The sequence below is a fragment of the Bacillus sp. REN16 genome, assembly GCF_020731355.1.
GTDB lineage: Bacteria > Bacillota > Bacilli > Bacillales > Bacillaceae_L > Ferdinandcohnia.
The window spans coordinates 56,069-76,200 of record NZ_JAJFZK010000014.1 but is presented as its reverse complement, the minus strand read 5'-3'; the positions used below and the strand labels follow the sequence as shown (position 1 = coordinate 76,200).

The following is a 20,132-nucleotide window of genomic DNA, read 5'->3' as shown; positions in this document are numbered from 1 at the left end:
GCCGATGGTAGTTGGGACTTTGTCCCTGTGAGAGTAGGACGTCGCTAGGCACCCAAAAAGATCAGCCATTATGGTTGGTCTTTTTTTGTTGCCAAAAGAATCAAAGAGGATTACCGGTATAACACTGAGTCGAGAAACGATAAATGGTATACCGCAACCCGCCTCTTCGGTATATCACCACGCTAAAAATCTCAACCTGATATACTGCAGTCCCAAAGTTCCTGAAACCTTCCCCCTCCCCAATCCGTAGATATCGTATACAACAAAAAAGGAGGATATCCAATGCTCGCCGGATTCATCGTATGTTTCATTGTAGGTCTTTTTTGTATCTTAATGGGTTTTCTTATATGGAAGAAAAAGTATCTTTCATTTATTGCGGGTTATAATGAACACACTTATAAGGGAGACAAGGAAAAGCTAGCAAAGGCTGTGGGCTTATTTACAATCATCGTTGGTTTGCTTACCGTCTTACTGCCGTTTGGGCTGGAGTTTGTAAGTGAGTTCTTTGGCTTGCTTTTTGGTGCTGTCATCACGATTGGTTCGGTTGTCCTTGTTATCTATGTAAATAAACTGAATAAGCCAACTGATCCAAAATAACCAATCCCCCACCAAATGTGAGGGATTTTTTCATATTATTTATCTCGATCTAGTACCTCCACTTTTTTTCGAGAATCGTCAGGGATTTGTTTATGAAGGTGGATGAATAGGAGTCCTCGTTTGTAGCTTGCTTTTATACGGTCTTCTTTTACATTGTATGGGAGTTGTATTTCTCTTTCGAACTTTCCTTGAAAGATGCCCTCTTGAACGATATCAAATCCTTTAAAATTCATATTGATTTTTCCTTGTACTTCTAGGGATTGATGGTTTACAAATATGTCGACGTCTTCCACTTTTGCAAGTCCAGGTAAGCTCAAGACGACTAAGAGTTCATTTTCACCTTGATAGATATTTAGCTGAGAATGGGCGTTATCGAAAAATGGGGCGAATCCGCTCCAAAACTCATCACCAAAAAAATGGTCCCATTGCTTTTGCCAATTATTCATATTTTTAAATTGATCCATTTTCATGGGCTGTTTTTCCCTCCTCTAAATGACAGATTTCTGTAACGTAGTATATGGCTGTAAGAATTGGTATGTGCCTACTTAAAAATTCATGATAATATGTTTTGAGTAGTATTCTTAAGGGTAAATGTTTAGTACAATGAATTCTTTGGAAAGCTAAATGAAGGAATGATTCCTAAGGGGGAGTTTACATGCTCACGAATGCGTATGTCATGGTGGCAATTATTTTACTAATTAATATTGTATACGTGTCTTTTTTTACGATTAGGATGATCCTAACGTTGAAGGGCCAGCGATATTTGGCTGCGTTGATTAGTACAGTTGAGGTTGTAATTTATGTCGTTGGGCTTGGATTGGTGTTAGATAATTTAAATCAAATTCAGAACTTAGTTGCATATGCAGTTGGCTATGGGATTGGTGTAATTGTTGGAATGAAGATTGAAGAAAAGCTTGCACTTGGATATATCACCGTACATGTGATAACAAAGGAATATGAATTGGATTTGCCAAAGCGCTTGCGAGATGAGGGATACGGGGTTACAACCTGGATGTCACAGGGGAGAGAGGGGGACAGATTGTCAATGACAATTTTAACTCCACGCAAATATGAGATAAAATTATATAAAACCATTACGGAAGTTGATCCGAAGGCGTTTGTGATTGCATCTGAACCGAAGTCCATTCACGGCGGATTCTGGGTTAAAGCGGTAAGGAGAGGAAAGCTTGAATCATGAGCAAACCAAAGAAACAGAAATTTGAAGTAAAAGAAAATGAAACAATTGGGCAATGCCTTGATCGGATGCAGGCGGAAGGGTATTTCCCCGTCAGAAGAATGGAAGAGCCTGTGTTTAAGGAGATCAAGCGAAATGGGGAGATTGTCGTCGAAGCCTGCGGGAGAAAGATCGTTTTTGAAGGGAAATTACAGTAAAACACGAACATTAAAAATGAATTTTTTGTAAAACGTTCGATATTAATTGACAATTGAATCTAACTGTTGTTAAGATTAGGTTAGAAAATATACCTCATATAATCTTGGGAATATGGCCCATAAGTTTCTACCCGATAACCGTAAATTATTGGACTATGAGGGAAAAGTATAATTTTACCTATTCTTGACATGGAATGCCCAGGTAGGATTGCTTTCCCCTTTTCGGAAAACAATCTTTGCCTGGGCATTTTTCATTTTAAAGGAGGATCTTATGAATCCAGTAGTTGGTGTAATTATGGGAAGTACTTCAGATTGGGAAACGATGAAGGAAGCTTGCAATGTACTAGATGAGATCGGAATTCCTTATGAAAAAAAGGTTGTATCGGCTCATCGTACACCAGATCTTATGTTTGAATATGCGGATAAAGCAAAGGAACGAGGCATTAAGGTCATCATTGCAGGAGCAGGTGGTGCTGCCCATCTACCAGGTATGGTTGCAGCGAAAACGACTTTACCTGTCATCGGAGTTCCGGTTCAATCGAGAGCATTAAATGGACTTGATTCACTTTTATCCATCGTTCAAATGCCTGGTGGAGTACCAGTTGCAACAGTTGCAATTGGTAAAGCAGGTGCTACGAATGCAGGATTACTGGCAGCCTCCATTCTGGGAACATCCAATCCGGAATGGGATCAGAAGCTAGTTGAGATAAGAGAAACTAGAAAGATTCAAGTACTAGAAAGTAGTGATGAACTTGAATAATCGAATTTTACCAGGGCAAACAATTGGCATTATTGGTGGTGGACAGCTTGGTCGCATGATGGCCATTTCGGCTAAGGAAATGGGATTTTTTGTTGCTGTCCTAGACCCAACACCGAACTCACCATGTGGGCAGGTAGCGGATATCGAAATTACCGCCAATTACGATGACCTTGAAGCAATTAAACAATTAGCAAGCGTGAGTGATGTGCTCACGTATGAATTTGAAAATATAGATTATGAGGCTTTAACGTGGCTTGAAGAGAATGCGAAACTACCTCAAGGCAGTCATATATTAAAAATCACGCAGGATCGTGGTACAGAAAAGAGTGCGATTCAGGAACTTGGTTTGAGTGTAGCTCCGTTTCTTCTTGTTGAAAATGAAGAGCAATTAGCTGAGGCTGCCCGGACAATTGGTGTTCCCTCCGTTTTAAAAACATGTCGTGGCGGGTATGACGGAAAAGGTCAGTTTGTCTTGAAAAAGAGTGCGGATATCAAAGAGGCAGCAAAACTTCTTGCGTCTGGAATGTGCATTTTGGAAGCATGGGTACCATTTGAAAAAGAAGTTTCGGTCATTGTCACAAGAAACCCGGCAGGAGAGGCTAAGACTTTTCCCGTTGCCGAAAACATTCATGTTGACAATATTCTGCACCAATCCATTGTTCCGGCACGGATTTCAGAAAAAACAGAAGCCAAAGCAAAAGAAATGGCATTGAAGCTTGCTTCTGAATTTCAATTAGTTGGAACATTAGCAGTTGAGATGTTTGTGACTGAAGAGGGAGAAATCTACATCAATGAATTGGCGCCGCGTCCGCATAACTCTGGTCATTATTCAATCGATGCTTGTGAGACGTCGCAATTTGATCAGCATGTTCGCTCCGTTTGTAATTGGCCGCTAGGGGAAACAACTTTATTGCGACCGGTTGTAATGACCAATATTTTAGGCGAGCACATTCAGCCTTTACTTGAAAAAATATCTCTTTTATCAAGTGTGAAGGTTCACCTCTATGGAAAAAAAGAAGCAAAAGTGAAACGAAAGATGGGGCATATTACCGTCTTAGGAAATACAGCAGTAGAGGCTTTGGAAAAATCAGGTTCCTTGCAAATTTGGAAGGATTCACAATACACCCGTGTCTAAATGATAAGATCCGGTGCGATATAAAAACAAAATTTTTAAAACGACTAGGAGGAAAAATGATGTACAAAGTAAAGGTTTATGTAACATTACGTGAGAGTGTTTTAGATCCTCAAGGAAATGCTGTGAAGGGGTCCTTGCACCAATTGAATTATCAAGAGGTAAAGGATGTTCGTATCGGTAAGTATATGGAGTTAACAATTGATGAAACGGTAGCTGACCTTGATCAAACAGTTAAAGAAATTTGTGAGAAACTATTAGCAAATACAGTGATTGAGGATTATCGTTATGAGGTTGAGGAGGTTGTCACACAGTGAAATTTGCCGTAATCGTATTTCCAGGCTCAAATTGTGATGTGGATATGTATCATGCGATCAAGGATGCACTTGGTGAAGAGGTTGAATATGTTGGACATCATGAAACCAATCTTGATGAATTCGATGGTATTTTGCTTCCTGGAGGATTCTCTTATGGAGATTACCTGCGCACTGGGGCACTTGCCCGTTTTTCAAATGTCATGGATGAGGTTATAAAAGCGGCTGAGGCTGGTAAGCCAATTCTCGGTGTTTGTAACGGATTCCAGATTTTATTAGAAGCAGGACTATTGCCAGGAGCGATGCGCCGTAATGAGAACTTAAAGTTTATGTGTCGTCCAGTGGAACTTCGTGTAGAGAACAATGCATCCATGTTTACTTCTGAATATGAAGAAGGAGAAGTCATTACAGTTCCGATCGCCCATGGAGAGGGAAACTATTATTGTGATGAACAAACACTTGCTGGATTACGTACGAATAATCAAATCGCGTTCACGTATCACGGAACAAATCCAAATGGAAGTATTGCCGATATCGCAGGAATTACAAATGAACGAGGAAATGTACTGGGAATGATGCCTCATCCTGAGAGAGCGGTTGAGGATCTACTAGGCAGTGCAGATGGAATTAAGCTATTTCAATCAATTGTGAAAAATTGGAGGTTAGCAAATGTCGTTACTTCTTGAACCAAGTCCGCAGCAAATTAAGGAAGAAAAAATATATAGTGAAATGGGTTTAAGTGATTCAGAATTTGAGTTAGTCGTGAGTATTTTAGGCAGACTTCCAAACTACACAGAGACCGGATTGTTCTCTGTTATGTGGTCAGAGCATTGCAGCTATAAAAACTCAAAGCCTGTGTTACAAAAGTTCCCGACAACTGGTGAACGTGTTCTTCAAGGACCTGGTGAAGGTGCTGGGATCGTTGATATTGGGGATAACCAAGCGGTTGTTTTTAAAATTGAAAGTCATAACCACCCTTCAGCAGTTGAGCCATATCAAGGGGCTGCAACAGGTGTGGGCGGAATTATCCGCGATGTGTTTTCAATGGGAGCAAGGCCTATCGCTCTATTAAACTCACTTCGTTTTGGTGAGTTAACGTCACCAAGAGTAAAATACTTGTTTGAAGAAGTAGTGGCAGGAATCGCTGGCTACGGAAACTGTATTGGAATTCCTACGGTTGGTGGAGAAGTTCAATTTGATTCTTCTTATGAAGGAAATCCACTAGTTAACGCGATGTGTGTTGGTCTAATCAACCATGAAGATATTCAAAAAGGTCAGGCAAAAGGTGTTGGCAACACTGTCATGTATATCGGTGCTAAAACAGGCCGTGACGGAATCCATGGTGCAACGTTTGCTTCTGAAGAGCTTACAGAGGATTCAGATGCAAAGCGTCCGGCTGTACAAGTCGGGGACCCATTTATGGAAAAATTATTGCTTGAAGCTAGTTTAGAGATTATAAAATCTGATGCATTAGTCGGAATCCAAGACATGGGTGCAGCTGGTCTAACAAGTTCTTCAGCGGAAATGGCAAGTAAAGCGGGTTCAGGAATTGAAATGAACCTTGACCTTGTCCCACAACGTGAAACAGGAATGACAGGCTACGAAATGATGCTTTCTGAATCACAGGAACGTATGCTAATCGTTGTTGAAAAAGGAAGAGAGCAGGAAATTCAAGACATCGTGAAAAAATATGACCTTGAAGCTGTGTCAATCGGACATGTTACAGATGACAAGCAATTTCGACTCATACACAAGGGAGAAGTTATTGCGGATGTGCCGGTTGATGCACTAGCAGAAGATGCACCTGTTTATCATAAGCCGTCTAGCGAGCCGCACTTCTATCGTGAATTTAAGGAAATGAAGGTAGAAGCACCTAAGCTAGAAAATGTAGGGCAAACACTGCATGATTTACTTGCACAGCCTACAATTGCAAGTAAGGAATGGGTCTATGATCAATATGACTATATGGTTCGTACAAATACAGTAGTTGCTCCAGGTTCGGATGCTGCTGTTGTAAGAATCCGTGATACTAATAAGGCTCTTGCGATGACAACTGACTGTAACTCTAGATATCTCTATTTAGATCCAGAGGTTGGCGGCCAAATCGCTGTAAGTGAAGCAGCCAGAAACATCATTTGTTCAGGTGCTGCACCACTTGCGATTACAGATAATTTGAACTTTGGTAATCCAGAGAACCCAGAAATTTTTTGGCAGATTGAAAAAGCAGCGGATGGTATTAGTGAGGCGTGCCGCGTACTAAATACACCAGTTATTGGTGGAAACGTGTCACTTTACAATGAAACGAACGGGAAAGCCATTTATCCGACACCAGTTATTGGTATGGTTGGTTTGATTGACGATGTTTCTCATATAACAACTCAAGAATTCAAAGAAGCGGGTGACCTTGTTTATGTCATCGGTGAAGCGAAAGAAGAATTCGCCGGCAGTGAGCTTCAAAAATTAATCCATGGAGAAATTTATGGCCCTGTACCTGAACTAGATTTAGAGATTGAGAGAAGAAGACAAAAACAAGTATTGACTGCGATTCGAGCAGGTGTAATTGCTTCTGCACATGATGTAGCAGAGGGTGGATTTGCCGTTGCCTTAGCGGAAAAGACATTCGGTGCAAAAGGCTTGGGTGTTAAGGTTCAAATCAAAGGGGATACAGTAACTGAATTATTCAGTGAAACACAGTCTCGTTTTATCGTATCAGTCAAAAAAGAAAACAAAGAAAAATTCGAACAGCTAGTAAAAGCAAATCTTGTTGGTGAAGTAACTGGAGATGGATCATTAATGATTGAGGATCAAGCTGGTAAAGAGATTATCAATCTGCCAGTTGATGAGTTACGACGTACATGGAAAGGGGCTATCCCATGCTTGCTGAACTCAAAGGCCTAAACGAAGAATGTGGTGTATTTGGTATCTGGGGGCATCCAGACGCAGCCCAAATCACGTACTATGGATTACACAGTTTACAGCATCGTGGTCAAGAAGGTGCCGGAATTGTTGTCAGTAATGGTGAAAAGCTTCGAATTGTTAAAGGTGAAGGCCTTGTGAACGAAGTATTTGGCAATGGCCAGCTTGAACAACTACAAGGTAGTGCTGCCATCGGGCATGTTCGTTATGCAACAGCAGGGGGTGGGGGCATTCAAAATGTTCAGCCCCTCCTCTTTAATTCTCAAGTAGGCGGACTTGCAATTGCTCATAATGGAAACCTTGTAAATGCAAATGACTTAAAACATCAGCTGGAAAACCAGGGCAGTATTTTCCAAACTTCTTCTGATACAGAGGTTCTCGCCCATTTAACAAGAAAAAGCGGGTATACAAAAATCAAAGACCGCGTGAAAAATGCCTTAACGATGTTAAAAGGGGCTTATGCATTCCTAATTATGACCGAAAAGAAAATGATTGTTGCACTTGATCCAAATGGTCTTCGTCCGCTATCACTTGGAAGAATCGGTGATGCTTGGGTAGTAGCTTCTGAGACTTGTGCATTTGATATCGTGGGTGCAAAGTTTGAAAGAGACGTGGAGCCAGGTGAATTAATCGTCATCAATGATGAAGGCATCCATTCAGAACGTTTTTCATTATCGACTAATCGTGCAATGTGCAGCATGGAATATATTTATTTTTCACGTCCTGATAGCAATATTGACGGAATCAATGTTCATACCGCGCGTAAAAATTTAGGCAAACAGCTTGCGCTTGAAGCTCCTATTGACGCCGATGTAATAACAGGTGTACCTGATTCAAGTATTTCAGCAGCCATCGGTTATGCAGAAGAATCAGGAATTCCGTATGAGCTTGGTCTAATTAAAAATCGATATGTAGGCAGAACCTTTATTAAGCCTTCCCAATCACTACGGGAACAAGGGGTGAAAATGAAGCTCTCGGCTGTTCGTGGTGTTGTCGAAGGAAAACGTGTAGTGATGGTTGATGATTCAATTGTACGCGGGACGACAAGCCGACGAATTGTCAAAATGCTTCGAGACGCAGGTGCATCGGAAGTGCATGTCTGCATCAGTTCACCGCCAATGAAGAATCCATGCTTCTACGGCATCGACACCTCAACACATGAGGAATTAATTGCTTCTTCACACTCAGTTGAGGAAATCCGTGAAATCATTGGGGCAGATTCATTAACGTTTTTAAGTCCGGAAGGGTTAGTAAAAGCGATTGGAAGACCGTTTGAAGGGGAAACACGCGGACAATGTATGGCTTGTTTTACTGGAAAATATCCAACTGAAATCTTCCCAGACACGGTATTACCGCATGAAAAAGTATACATTTAATTTAAAGTAGAGGTGTTCAGGAACGATGGCAAATGCTTATAAGCAAGCAGGTGTAGACATTGAGGCAGGCTATGAGGCTGTTTCCAGAATGAAAAAGCATGTTGCGAAAACAGTTCGCCCTGAGGTAATGGGGGGACTAGGCAGCTTTGGCGGCATGTTTGACCTTTCAAAGGTCAATGTGAAAGAGCCTGTATTAGTTTCGGGCACGGACGGTGTTGGCACGAAACTCATGTTGGCTTTTATGATGGATAAGCATGATACGATTGGAATTGATGCAGTTGCAATGTGTGTGAATGATATTGTGGTTCAAGGCGCTGAGCCATTATACTTTTTAGATTATATCGCTTGTGGGAAAGCACAACCAGAAAAGATCGAACAGATTGTAAAAGGGATTGCAGATGGCTGTGAACAAGCGGGTTGTGCGTTAATCGGTGGTGAGACTGCTGAAATGCCAGGCATGTATAGTGAGGATGAATATGACCTTGCTGGTTTTTCAGTCGGTGTTGCTGAAAAATCAAAGCTTGTAACAGGAGCTTCCATCAAACCTGGAGATGTGCTAATTGGACTTTCTTCCAGCGGAATTCATAGTAATGGCTATTCCCTCGTACGTAAAGTGTTGCTTGAGGACGGTAAGTTAGACCTCGCGAAAAACTACGGAGAAATTGGTCGTCCATTAGGTGAAGAGCTTTTACAGCCTACTAAAATTTATGTGAAATCTTTGATTAAGGCAATGGAGAAATTTGAGATTAAGGGAATGTCCCATATTACAGGTGGAGGTTTCATCGAAAATATTCCTCGTATGCTGCCAGATGGTGTGGGAGCGGAAGTTGATTATGGCTCATGGCCAATCCCGCCAATTTTTGATCTGCTTCAAAAGACTGGAAACCTTGATCGAAAAGAAATGTTTAATATTTTTAATATGGGAATTGGAATGGTACTTGCTATTGATGAAGCGGTTCTGCATGATGTGATTAGCCTTCTTGAAGACCAAGGAGAAAAGGCGTTTATTATTGGACGTATGAAAGAAGGAAACGGTGTAACCTTTGGTGGAGGAGCACTGGTATGAAAAAGATAGCAGTTTTTGCATCAGGAAGCGGCACAAACTTTCAAGCCATTGTGGATTCGATAAAAGAAGGAAGACTTGCTGCTAAAATTGAATTATTAGTTTGTGATAAGCCTGGTGCAAAGGTGATTGAGCGTGCTTCAAAGGAATGGGTGGATACCTTTGTTTTTTCACCGAAAAAATATCCGGAAAAATCATACTTTGAAGCCGAAATAGTGGAACAACTACGTGCGAAAAATGTAGAATTAATCGTGTTAGCAGGTTATATGAGATTAATTGGTGATACTCTTTTACATGCGTATCGAAATAAAATTGTGAACATCCATCCGTCACTATTGCCTGCATTTCCTGGTAAGGATGCGATTGGTCAGGCATTTCAATCAGGGGCCGATATGACTGGTGTTACGATTCATTATGTTGACGAGGGAATGGATACTGGCCCAATCATTGCACAGAGGGAGCTTTCGATCGAACCAGAAGATACATTAGAAAGCATCGAGGAGAAAGTACATCGGATCGAACATGAATTTTATCCGCAGGTCCTGCAGTCACTTATAGCATCAAAGAGTGAAAATCTACAATAGGGAGCGATTTAACGTGACAATCAAACGTGCACTTGTTAGTGTTTCTGATAAACAAGGCCTTGTTCCATTTGTAAAAGGCTTAATTGAAAAAGGTGTTGAAGTCATTTCAACAGGGGGTACAAAGCGTACTCTGGAANCATTTCAACAGGGGGTACAAAGCGTACTCTGGAAGAGGCTGGACTTACAGTAATCGGGATTTCAGAAGTAACAGGCTTTCCTGAAATCATGGACGGTCGTGTAAAAACACTTCACCCAAATATTCATGGTGGACTTCTTGCAGTTCGAGGGAATGAGGACCATGTAAAACAGCTTCAAGAACATCATATTACGCCAATTGATTTAGTTGTTGTAAACCTATATCCATTCCAACAAACAATTGCAAAGCCAGACGTTCAGTTTGCAGATGCAATTGAAAACATTGATATTGGCGGACCTTCAATGCTCCGTTCGGCAGCCAAAAACCACAAGTATGTAACAGTTGTAGTGGATCCACAGGATTACGACACAGTGTTAGCTGAGATTACTGAAAACGGTGAAGTTACAGCTGAAACAAAGCTTCGTCTAGGTGCAAAGGTTTTCCGTCATACTGCTGCTTATGATGCAGTTATTGCTGAATTTTTAACTAATGCTGCAGGTGAAGAAAGCCCAGAATCCTTAACTGTTACGTATGAGAAAAAACAAGATCTTCGTTATGGAGAAAATCCACATCAAAAGGCAGCATTTTATAAAAAGCCATTAGGTACATCTCTTTCCATTGCGTCTGCAACACAATTACACGGAAAAGAATTATCTTACAATAACATTAACGATGCTGATGCAGCTCTACAAATCGTCAAAGAATTTAAAGAGCCAGCTGCAGTTGCAGTTAAACATATGAACCCTTGTGGTGTAGGGGTTGGAAATACTCTAGCGGAAGCTTATCAAAAGGCATATGAAGCCGATTCTACGTCGATTTTTGGCGGAATTATTGCTGTTAACCGTGAAATTGACGCACAAACGGCTCATAAACTCCGCGAAATTTTCCTTGAAATTATTATAGCTCCATCTTTTAGCGAAGAAGCTTTTGAGATTCTTTCTTCAAAGAAAAACTTACGTCTACTCACTGTTGATTTTTCTGATGACGAGAAGGTCGAGAAGAAGCTTGTATCTGTTCGAGGTGGCTTGCTAGTCCAGGATGAAGATGCATTTGGCTTAGATGATGCAACGATTTCCATCCCGACAAAACGTGAACCATCTGAGCAAGAATGGGCTGATTTAAAGCTTGGCTGGAAGGTTGTCAAACACGTTAAATCAAATGCAATTGTGTTGGCAAAAGATGATATGACAATTGGAATTGGTGCAGGTCAAATGAACCGTGTTGGCTCAGCGAATATCGCGATTAATCAAGCGGGTGAAAAAGCAAAAGGATCTGCACTTGCATCAGATGCCTTCTTCCCAATGGGTGACACTGTTGAAGCGGCCGCAAAAGCAGGCATCACAGCCATCATCCAACCAGGTGGATCAATCCGTGACGATGAGTCTATTCAAAAAGCAGACGAATACGGAATCGCAATGGTCTTTACTGGAGTACGTCATTTTAAACACTAATTTATTTTTTAAATCCAATATTGATGAGGTGAATAAATATGAAGGTACTAGTCGTTGGCCGTGGTGGCCGTGAACATACACTTGTTTGGAAGCTTGCCCAAAGTCCAAAAGTAGATACCGTTTATGCCGCTCCAGGTAATCCAGGCATGAAGACAATCGCAACATTAGTTAACATTGATGAAAATGATTTTGATCACTTAATTGAGTTTGTAAAGAAAGAACAAATCGACCTTACCCTTGTTGGTCCGGAGGTCCCGTTGATCAATGGGATCGTCAATCGATTCCAGGCAGAAGGCTTAGCCATTTTTGGACCTACAAAAGAAGCGGCACTACTTGAAGGCAGCAAATCGTTTGCGAAGGAAATTATGAAAAAATATAATATTCCAACTGCAGAATATGAAACATTCACATCTTACGAAGAAGCCAAACAATACATTCTTGAAAGAGGCGCACCGATCGTAATCAAAGCGGATGGTCTAGCTGCCGGTAAGGGTGTGACCGTTGCTCTTAACTTGGAAGAAGCCCTATCAAGCGTCTATGACATGCTTGAGGCAAACAAATTCGGCGATGCAAGTGCTCAGGTTGTCGTTGAAGAGTTTCTTGCAGGGGAAGAATTCTCATTAATGGCTTTTGTGGACGGAAAAACAGCCTATCCAATGGTCATTTCACAGGACCATAAGCGTGCCTTTGACAATGATGAAGGTCCTAACACTGGAGGAATGGGCGCCTATTCCCCAGTTCCGCAAATTTCAGAGGAAGTTGTCCAAACAGCAATTGAAACCATCATCAATCCAACTGTTCAAGCGATGGAAACAGAAGGAAGAAGCTTTACTGGTATCCTCTATGCAGGGTTAATTTTAACTGAGAATGGGCCAAAAGTTATTGAATACAATGCTCGTTTTGGCGACCCTGAAACACAGGTCGTTCTCCCAAGGTTAGAGTCAGATCTTATCGAAGTAATCGAAGGCTTGCTTGATCAAAAGGAGATTAACCTCAAGTGGTCTAACAAAGCAACCCTAGGTGTGGTGCTGGCTTCAAAAGGCTATCCAGACAGCTATGAAAAGGGAGCAGTCATTGAAGGACTTCACAGCTTAGATGAAAAAATTACGGTGTTTCATGCCGGAACGGATCTGGTGAATGATCAATTTGTTACAAATGGCGGAAGGGTTTTAACAGTTGTAGCAAGCGGTGAAAGTCTTGAGGATGCACAAAACTTTGTTTACGAAGAAGCGGAAAAAATTCAATGTTCAAACCTATTTTACCGAAAAGATATTGGAAACAAGGCTATAGCTTATCGCGCAATTATTGAGAATAAAGCGCAATTCGTTTAATTAACGCGCAATTATGCCCGGCTATCGCGCAATTCCGTAAAATAACGCGCAATTATGCTGAGCTATCGCGCAATTCCATAATAAAGCGCATTTATAAAACGCAAAAAGGTAAGAGGGACACCCTCTTACCTTTTTATGATGGATTTACCGGAGGAAGCTGCTTCTGTGTCTCTGGTGCTTCTTGTTTTCTTTCACAGTATTCATAATAGAGAGCTGTGAGCGGGCAAAAGCGAGTGATCCCTTCGGCTACCTTCATTCCTCCAAGCATTGCGACCAAAATAAAGCTTTCGCGCCAAGGGCGTTTTACCATTTTTGACGTTGACCATGCAAGCATCGTTAATCCGCAGGTTATTCGGATAAACGAATTTATAAGCCCGATATTTGGTTTCATACGAATGACCTCCATTCACATTCTTTACAAAAAAGTGAAAAAACTTTTACAAATTTTCACAACTTCTTTAATGCACTAAATCGATTAATATGGTACTATAATGTAAAGCGCTTCCACGAAGCTTTAAGCAGAGGAGAGATGGTTAAATGGTTGGGCAACGATACCGTTGGAAAAATAAGCAACTCCGTGAACATGTTGCTGTTATAGATGGAAAAAAATCGCCAACGATTCTATTAAAAAACGTCACGTATTTAAATCAAATGTTAAAAAAGTGGATCAACGCACATATTTGGATTTACCAGGATCGCATTGTGTACGTTGGCCAGCAGATACCATCACTACTCACTGACTGTGAAATTGTTGAGTGTGAAGGGAAATTTGTCGTGCCAGGTTATATTGAACCTCATGCACATTCTTTTCATTTATATAATCCCCACTCATTAGCTCACTATGCATCCCAAACAGGGACGACAACAATCATAAATGATAACCTAGTACTGGCCTTACAAACGACAAAAAAGAAAGCGTTTTCTTTTATAGAAGAAATGAAGAAGCTTCCGGTAACGATGTACTGGTGGTGCCGCTATGATCCTCAGACGGAAATTCACCATGAGGAACAAGCCTTTTCAAATGGGAATGTACTAAGTTGGATTGAACATGATTCAGTTGTTCAAGGCGGAGAGTTAACAGGATGGCCAAAGCTGCTTGATGGCGATGATCTGATGCTTCACTGGATTCAAGAAACGAAGAAAATCGGAAAAAAGGTAGAAGGACATTTTCCTGGGGCTTCAGAAAAAACGTTAGCAAAACTGATGCTATTGGGTGCTGATAGTGACCATGAATCGATGACTGGAACAGATGTGTTAAATCGCCTGCTTCAAGGATACACAACGTCATTAAGATATTCCTCAATCCGTCCAGACTTGCCAAAAATCTTAGATGAAATTCATGAAATTGGCATTGATCAGTACGATAAGTTCATCTTCACAACTGATGGTTCACCGCCAGCGTTTTACGAACAGGGAATTATTGATAACATGATCAGAATTGCCATTGAAAAAGGCGTTCCATTAATTGATGCGTACAATATGGCAACCATTAACGTTGCAAGACATTACAATATGGAGAACCTCCATGGTATGATTGCAACTGGAAGAATTGCAAACCTAAATATTTTATCGGCAAAAGATAACCCGACCCCTGAGTCTGTTCTTGCTAAAGGCGTTTGGGTGAAGCGAGATAATCAAGATAAGAATGCATTCCCTGAATTTCCATGGATGAGTCAAGGCTTTTCAAACCTGGAATCCAATTGGGAACTGACGCTTGATGATCTTCAGTTTTCAATGCCATTTGGGATGAAGATGGAGAATGCTGTTATAATGAAACCGTATTCGATATCCATCGACGCTTCGTATGATGAGCTTTCAATGGAACATGATGAGAGCTTTCTAATGCTATTGGACAGAGAAGGAAAATGGCGTGTTAACACAATCGTAAAAGGTTTTGCTAACCGGATCTCAGGATTTGCAAGTTCTTTTTCAAATTCGGGTGATTTTGTATTAATTGGTAAAAATAAAAAGGATATGCTTTTGGCCTTTAATCGGATGAAAGAAATTGGCGGTGGTATAGTCTTAACTGAAAACGGTGACATACTTCATGAAATACCATTAGATATAAGTGGAGTAACATCAACAAAATCTGTGGTAGAATTAAGTTCGCTTGAGAAAGAGTTTGTTCGTTTAATGCGGGAACGCGGGTATAACCACAGCGATCCCATCTATACACTGACATTTTTGTCGTCTACACATTTGCCGTATATTCGCATCACACCTCAAGGGATTTATGATGTCATGAATAAAATAGTACTCTTTCCGTCAATAATGCGTTAAAATATAAAAGGATTTAACTTTATTCAGAAGAAGTCTCCTACTTCTAAAAGTGGGGGATGAATGCAAAAGAGTCTCCAATTCAGTCGGGGTTCAAAATCCGGCTGAATAAAGTTAAAGCCTCCGGCGGATGCCACAGATTTTTAAAGGTAATTTTTCGAGCATGCTCGAAAAAATCTGGGCGCAAATACGCCAAGGCGCATTTGATCTTACTAATGCAAAGAGCCAAAAGACATTTTAATTTTATTTAATAAAGGTTGTGTGCTCAATTATGAAAAAGACATTTTACATTCTAGGAATTTTCCTATTACTTCTAACAGCAGCATGTAGTAATAAAGAGGAAGCAGCAAAACACCAGGATGAGCATGAACCAAAACAAACTGAGCCGGTTGCAAAAGAGGAACCAAGCCAAGAGTTTGAACATGTATTTCCATTAACAGGGATTGAAACAAATGACAATGTGAACAATCGTCCATTTGCTGTCATGGTTAACAATCATCCGCAAGCACGTCCGCAATCCGGTTTACACATGGCTGATGTTGTGTATGAAGTGTTAGCCGAGGGAGATGTTACTCGTTTCCTGGCGGTGTTCCAAAGTGAGCAACCAAAGATTATTGGACCTGTTCGCAGTGCGAGAGATTATTATATTGAATTGAGCAAAGGCTTTGATGCCCTATATGTGGCACATGGATGGAGCCCTGAGGCTCAGGAAATTCTGAACAGCGGGAAAGTCGACAACATAAATGGAATGGTATATGATGGCACTCTATTCTGGAGAGCTGACCATAATGTCGCTCCGCATAACTCGTATATTTCATTTGAAAATATCGTAAAAGGGGCAGACAAACAAGGATATTCAATGAAAGAAGAAGTTCCAAGCTTTGTATTTTTATCTGAAGATGAAGTTGGCGGAATTGAAGGAACATTAGCTGAACATGTTCGAGTGTCCTATTCATCAAGAGATATTTTTGCGGCTGTCTATGATTATAATGCAGATAAAGGAAAGTATGAGCGTTATAGCGGAGGCGAGCAAACCGCAGACCGTGAAACCGATACACCGGTACTGCTTGATAATGTGCTAATCGTTGAAATGAATCATCGCTTGATTGATGATTATGGCAGACGTGCAATTGATGTGACCTCTGGAGGCAAAGGCTATTTGCTTCAAAAAGGTAAAGCTCAAGAAATTGAATGGAAAAATGTTGATGGACGAATTGTTCCTATGGCGAATGGGAAAGAGATCGGCTTTGTACCAGGAAAAACGTGGATTAATATTATTCCAACATCACCAGGAATTTCAGGCGCCGTTTCATTTGGAAATTAGATCTTAAAAAGGGAGATACTATCTATATGCAAATTGATAAACTACGCGGGAAAGAACTTGATCAATTATTTAATGCAGTCCTTTCACTTAATGACCTTGAGGAGTGCTATCGATTCTTTGATGACTTATGTACAGTAAATGAAATTCAGTCATTGGCCCAGCGTCTTGAGGTTGCAAGAATGCTGCAAGAGGGTAACACATACCATAAGATTGAAACAGAAACAGGTGCAAGTACAGCAACTATTTCACGTGTAAAACGTTGCTTAAATTATGGGAATGATGCCTATCAAATGGCGCTTGACCGTGTGAAGGAATCGGATAACCAATAATGGATACGAAAAAGTCGGAACCCTTGGGTTTCGACTTTTTTTGATTTTATTGGTTTTATTGTCCAGGTATTAATAGATGCGTGTAGTTTTGTTATAATGGAGGAATGGAATGATGAATGGAGGATCTTCATGTACGATTTTAGAGAATGGAGACATGTTTTTAAGCTGGATCCAAATAAGGAAATCAGCAATGAACATTTAGATGCAATTTGTGAATCTGGTACAGATGCGATTATAGTTGGTGGTACGGATGGGGTCACATTAGACAATGTTTTGCACCTTATGTCTTTGATCCGACGTTATACTGTACCAGTTGTATTAGAAATTTCAAATGTAGAGTCAGTCACTCCTGGCTTTGATTTATATTTTATACCAACCGTTTTAAATAGCAGTGACACAAGATGGATGATGGGTCTGCACCACGAGGCGGTTAAGGAATATGGGGACGTCATGAATTGGGATGAAATGATTATGCAGGGTTATTGCATCCTCAATGAAAAATGTAAGGCTGCTAAGGTGACTGGCGCCAATGCTTCCTTAAGCAAGGATGATATCGTGGCCTATGCAACGATGGCAGAAAAAATGTTTTCGCTCCCTATTTTTTACTTAGAATATAGCGGGATCTATGGAGATAAGGAAATCGTCGAGGCGGTACAAGACAATCTCAAATCAACGAAGCTGTTTTATGGTGGTGGTATCAAGACCGTCCAGCAAGCGAATGAAATGGGGCAGCTTGCAGACACAGTTGTAGTTGGAAATATTATTTATGAAGATATAAATATAGCCTTAAAAACAGTACATGCTGTTAAGGGGTAACTATGGAAATTTATTTGTAAATCAGGTAAAATGGAACATATGTTTGATATTGAGATAGGACGGTGAAGAAATTGCAATTTATCAGCAATAAATTGTTAGCGGGATTAAACGAACAACAACAAGAAGCGGTTAAAGCGACAGATGGCCCACTCTTAATTATGGCTGGTGCGGGGAGTGGAAAGACTCGAGTACTGACACACCGTATCGCATACTTAATGGTGGAAAAGCAAATAGCGCCATGGAATATTTTAGCGATCACCTTCACAAACAAGGCGGCAAGAGAAATGAAAGAACGTGTTCAGGGGATCTTAGGCGGTGCGGCCGAGGATATTTGGATTTCAACATTCCACTCTATGTGTGTTCGAATTTTACGAAGAGATATCGACCGTATGGGATTCAGCCGTAATTTTTCAATTTTGGACACAACCGACCAGCTATCAGTTATCAAAAATATTTTAAAAGAGAAAAATATTGATCCTAAGAAATTTGATCCACGTTCGATTCTTGGCACAATTAGCAGTGCAAAAAACGAATTACAAACACCTGAAGAGTATGAAAAAACTGCGGGTGGTATGTACGAGCAAATCGTTAGTGATGTATATAAGTTGTATCAAAAAAGACTTCGCAAAAACCAAGCGCTCGATTTTGATGATCTCATTATGACAACGATTCAGCTTTTCAGAAGAGTTCCGGAAGTGCTTGAATTCTATCAACGGAAGTTTCAATATATCCATGTGGACGAGTACCAGGATACAAACCGTGCTCAGTATATCTTAGTTCAGCTCCTAGCATCGCGGTTTAAGAATATATGTGTTGTAGGTGATTCCGATCAGTCCATCTATCGTTGGCGTGGAGCTGATATCGCCAATATCCTTTCATTTGAAAAAGACTATAAAAATGCAAAAGTGATACTACTTGAACAAAACTACCGTTCAACACAAAGAATCCTGAATGCAGCGAACCGAGTGATCCAGAACAATTCGAATCGTAAAGCAAAGAATCTTTGGACGGAAAATGATGAAGGTAATAAGCTTTTCTACTACCGTGCTGACAGTGAGTCCGGAGAAGCCCAATTTGTAGCCGGAAAAATTCGCGAGCTCGTAGATGGAGGAAAACGTTCCTATAAAGATATCGCGATTTTATATCGAACAAATGCACAATCCCGTGTCATGGAGGAAGTTTTACTGAAATCGAATATTAACTACCAAATTGTCGGAGGCATTAAGTTCTATGACCGAAAAGAAATCAAGGACATATTGGCTTACCTGCGTGTGATAGCAAATCCTGACGACGATATTAGTTTAACGAGAATTATTAATGTTCCGAAGCGTGGGATTGGTGCGACTTCTATCGATAAAATTGCAAACTATGCGATTGCTCAGGATCTTTCAGTCTTCCAAGCATTGCAAGAGGTTGAACAAATTGGTTTAAGTGCGAAAATCACCAATTCGTTACGTGAGTTTCGCGATTTAATCACGAATTGGGACAAAATGCAGGATTATTTATCGGTTACTGAATTGGTTGAGAATGTGTTGGAGAAGACAGGATACCTAGAAGTGTTAAAGACTGAAAAAACGTTGGAATCCCAAAGCCGAATCGAAAATATTGAAGAATTTTTATCTGTTACACAAAACTTTGAAAAGGCAAATGATGATAAGAGTCTAGTTGCATTTTTGACAGATTTAGCATTGGTAGCAGACATTGATAAGCTTGATGAGGATGAAAATGATAAAAATAATGCGGTTGTCCTCATGACCTTGCACTCGGCAAAAGGACTTGAGTTCCCGGTTGTCTTTTTGATGGGAATGGAAGAAGGAGTCTTCCCGCATAGCCGTTCACTAATGGAAGAGGCTGAAATGGAGGAAGAGCGCCGACTAGCTTATGTGGGGATTACAAGGGCAGAGGAAGAGCTATATTTATCAAATGCCCAAATGAGAACTTTATATGGTCGGACTTCAATGAATCCAGTATCACGCTTTATTGCGGAAATTCCTGATGATCTTCTTGAAGATTTAGGGGAACAACGCAGGCAGCAAATGCGTACTCCATTTTCTTCATCATCTTCACCTTCACGCCAACAACCTGAACGTAGAGTTTTCTCAAAACCAATTACACAATCAACTGGTGGAGATGAAATTGGCTGGAAGGTTGGCGATAAGGCAGAGCATAAAAAATGGGGAATTGGTACGGTCGTAAGTGTGAAAGGTGAAGGGGAATCGAAGGAATTGGATATTGCGTTCCCAAGTCCAACCGGAATCAAACGATTACTTGCAAAATTTGCTCCAATCACTAAAGGGAATTAACTTTATTCAGTAGAGTCCCTTAAAAAGGAAA

The 20,132-nt window shown here is 40.6% G+C and carries 19 protein-coding genes, 1 pseudogene and 1 riboswitch; of the genes and pseudogenes, 18 read left to right on the top strand and 2 right to left on the bottom strand.

Annotated features, from left to right (window positions below):
- Nucleotides 1–282 precede the first annotated feature (282 nt).
- Nucleotides 283–597 (top strand): DUF3784 domain-containing protein, encoded by a 315-nt coding sequence (locus LKW28_RS18155; RefSeq protein WP_229141860.1) that lies wholly within the window; start codon nt 283–285, stop codon nt 595–597.
- A gap of 35 nt (nt 598–632) precedes the next feature.
- On the opposite strand, the gene LKW28_RS18150 is transcribed toward LKW28_RS18155, so the two are convergent.
- Nucleotides 633–1,067 carry an Hsp20/alpha crystallin family protein gene (locus tag LKW28_RS18150; RefSeq protein ID WP_229141859.1) on the bottom strand — a complete coding sequence of 145 codons (435 nt, stop codon included), beginning with the start codon at nt 1,065–1,067 and terminating at the stop codon, nt 633–635.
- 185 nt (nt 1,068–1,252) lie between these two features.
- Here LKW28_RS18150 and LKW28_RS18145 point away from each other — a divergent pair, with 185 nt between their 5' ends.
- From LKW28_RS18145 to purD, 12 genes and pseudogenes are all read left to right on the top strand, one after another.
- A complete protein-coding gene (locus tag LKW28_RS18145) occupies nt 1,253–1,795 on the top strand; it encodes a DUF2179 domain-containing protein (RefSeq protein WP_229141858.1) in 543 nt (180 codons plus the stop codon).
- Nucleotides 1,792–1,989, top strand: a complete 198-nt coding sequence (locus LKW28_RS18140) for an NETI motif-containing protein (protein WP_229141857.1) — start codon at nt 1,792–1,794, stop codon at nt 1,987–1,989. The genes LKW28_RS18145 and LKW28_RS18140 overlap by 4 nt, the downstream gene beginning before the upstream one ends.
- Nucleotides 1,990–2,063: 74 nt before the next feature.
- Nucleotides 2,064–2,165, top strand: a riboswitch (purine riboswitch).
- 95 nt (nt 2,166–2,260) lie between these two features.
- Nucleotides 2,261–2,749 carry a 5-(carboxyamino)imidazole ribonucleotide mutase gene (purE, locus tag LKW28_RS18135; protein WP_229141856.1) on the top strand — a complete coding sequence of 163 codons (489 nt, stop codon included), beginning with the start codon at nt 2,261–2,263 and terminating at the stop codon, nt 2,747–2,749.
- On the top strand, nt 2,736–3,884 hold the full coding sequence (purK, locus tag LKW28_RS18130; RefSeq protein WP_229141855.1) for a 5-(carboxyamino)imidazole ribonucleotide synthase: 1,149 nt from the start codon (nt 2,736–2,738) through the stop codon (nt 3,882–3,884). The genes purE and purK overlap by 14 nt, the downstream gene beginning before the upstream one ends.
- Nucleotides 3,885–3,943: 59 nt before the next feature.
- Nucleotides 3,944–4,198, top strand: coding sequence for a phosphoribosylformylglycinamidine synthase subunit PurS (gene purS / locus LKW28_RS18125; protein ID WP_229141854.1), 255 nt, complete (start codon nt 3,944–3,946; stop codon nt 4,196–4,198).
- Nucleotides 4,195–4,881, top strand: a complete 687-nt coding sequence (gene purQ, locus LKW28_RS18120) for a phosphoribosylformylglycinamidine synthase subunit PurQ (protein WP_229141853.1) — start codon at nt 4,195–4,197, stop codon at nt 4,879–4,881. Before purS ends, purQ begins: the two co-directional genes overlap by 4 nt.
- A complete protein-coding gene (purL, locus tag LKW28_RS18115; protein ID WP_229141852.1) occupies nt 4,865–7,093 on the top strand; it encodes a phosphoribosylformylglycinamidine synthase subunit PurL in 2,229 nt (742 codons plus the stop codon). The genes purQ and purL overlap by 17 nt, the downstream gene beginning before the upstream one ends.
- Nucleotides 7,069–8,487, top strand: a complete 1,419-nt coding sequence (gene purF, locus LKW28_RS18110; RefSeq protein ID WP_229141851.1) for an amidophosphoribosyltransferase — start codon at nt 7,069–7,071, stop codon at nt 8,485–8,487. Before purL ends, purF begins: the two co-directional genes overlap by 25 nt.
- A 25-nt stretch (nt 8,488–8,512) precedes the next feature.
- Nucleotides 8,513–9,553 (top strand): phosphoribosylformylglycinamidine cyclo-ligase, encoded by a 1,041-nt coding sequence (gene purM / locus LKW28_RS18105; protein ID WP_229141850.1) that lies wholly within the window; start codon nt 8,513–8,515, stop codon nt 9,551–9,553.
- On the top strand, nt 9,550–10,134 hold the full coding sequence (gene purN / locus LKW28_RS18100) for a phosphoribosylglycinamide formyltransferase (protein ID WP_229141849.1): 585 nt from the start codon (nt 9,550–9,552) through the stop codon (nt 10,132–10,134). Before purM ends, purN begins: the two co-directional genes overlap by 4 nt.
- 13 nt (nt 10,135–10,147) lie before the next feature.
- Nucleotides 10,148–11,721, top strand: a pseudogene (gene purH / locus LKW28_RS18095) (bifunctional phosphoribosylaminoimidazolecarboxamide formyltransferase/IMP cyclohydrolase).
- Between the two features lie 38 nt (nt 11,722–11,759).
- Entirely contained in the window at nt 11,760–13,052 is a 1,293-nt protein-coding gene (purD, locus tag LKW28_RS18090) for a phosphoribosylamine--glycine ligase (protein WP_229141848.1), read from the top strand.
- A gap of 133 nt (nt 13,053–13,185) precedes the next feature.
- Here purD and LKW28_RS18085 read toward each other — a convergent pair whose 3' ends face one another.
- Entirely contained in the window at nt 13,186–13,443 is a 258-nt protein-coding gene (locus tag LKW28_RS18085) for a YgaP family membrane protein (protein WP_229141847.1), read from the bottom strand.
- Nucleotides 13,444–13,589: 146 nt separating this feature from the next.
- Here LKW28_RS18085 and LKW28_RS18080 point away from each other — a divergent pair, with 146 nt between their 5' ends.
- The 5 genes from LKW28_RS18080 (at nt 13,590) to pcrA (ending at nt 20,101) form a co-directional block, all read left to right on the top strand.
- Nucleotides 13,590–15,332 carry an adenine deaminase C-terminal domain-containing protein gene (locus LKW28_RS18080; protein WP_229141846.1) on the top strand — a complete coding sequence of 581 codons (1,743 nt, stop codon included), beginning with the start codon at nt 13,590–13,592 and terminating at the stop codon, nt 15,330–15,332.
- A 268-nt stretch (nt 15,333–15,600) separates the two neighbouring features.
- Complete coding sequence (locus LKW28_RS18075) at nt 15,601–16,653, top strand: DUF3048 domain-containing protein (RefSeq protein ID WP_229141845.1); 1,053 nt, start codon at nt 15,601–15,603, stop codon at nt 16,651–16,653.
- 26 nt (nt 16,654–16,679) lie between these two features.
- A complete protein-coding gene (locus tag LKW28_RS18070) occupies nt 16,680–16,982 on the top strand; it encodes a YerC/YecD family TrpR-related protein (RefSeq protein ID WP_229141844.1) in 303 nt (100 codons plus the stop codon).
- A 129-nt stretch (nt 16,983–17,111) separates the two neighbouring features.
- Entirely contained in the window at nt 17,112–17,798 is a 687-nt protein-coding gene (locus LKW28_RS18065) for a heptaprenylglyceryl phosphate synthase (protein WP_229141843.1), read from the top strand.
- Between the two features lie 71 nt (nt 17,799–17,869).
- On the top strand, nt 17,870–20,101 hold the full coding sequence (gene pcrA / locus LKW28_RS18060) for a DNA helicase PcrA (RefSeq protein WP_229141862.1): 2,232 nt from the start codon (nt 17,870–17,872) through the stop codon (nt 20,099–20,101).
- The last annotated feature ends 31 nt before the right edge of the window (nt 20,102–20,132 follow it).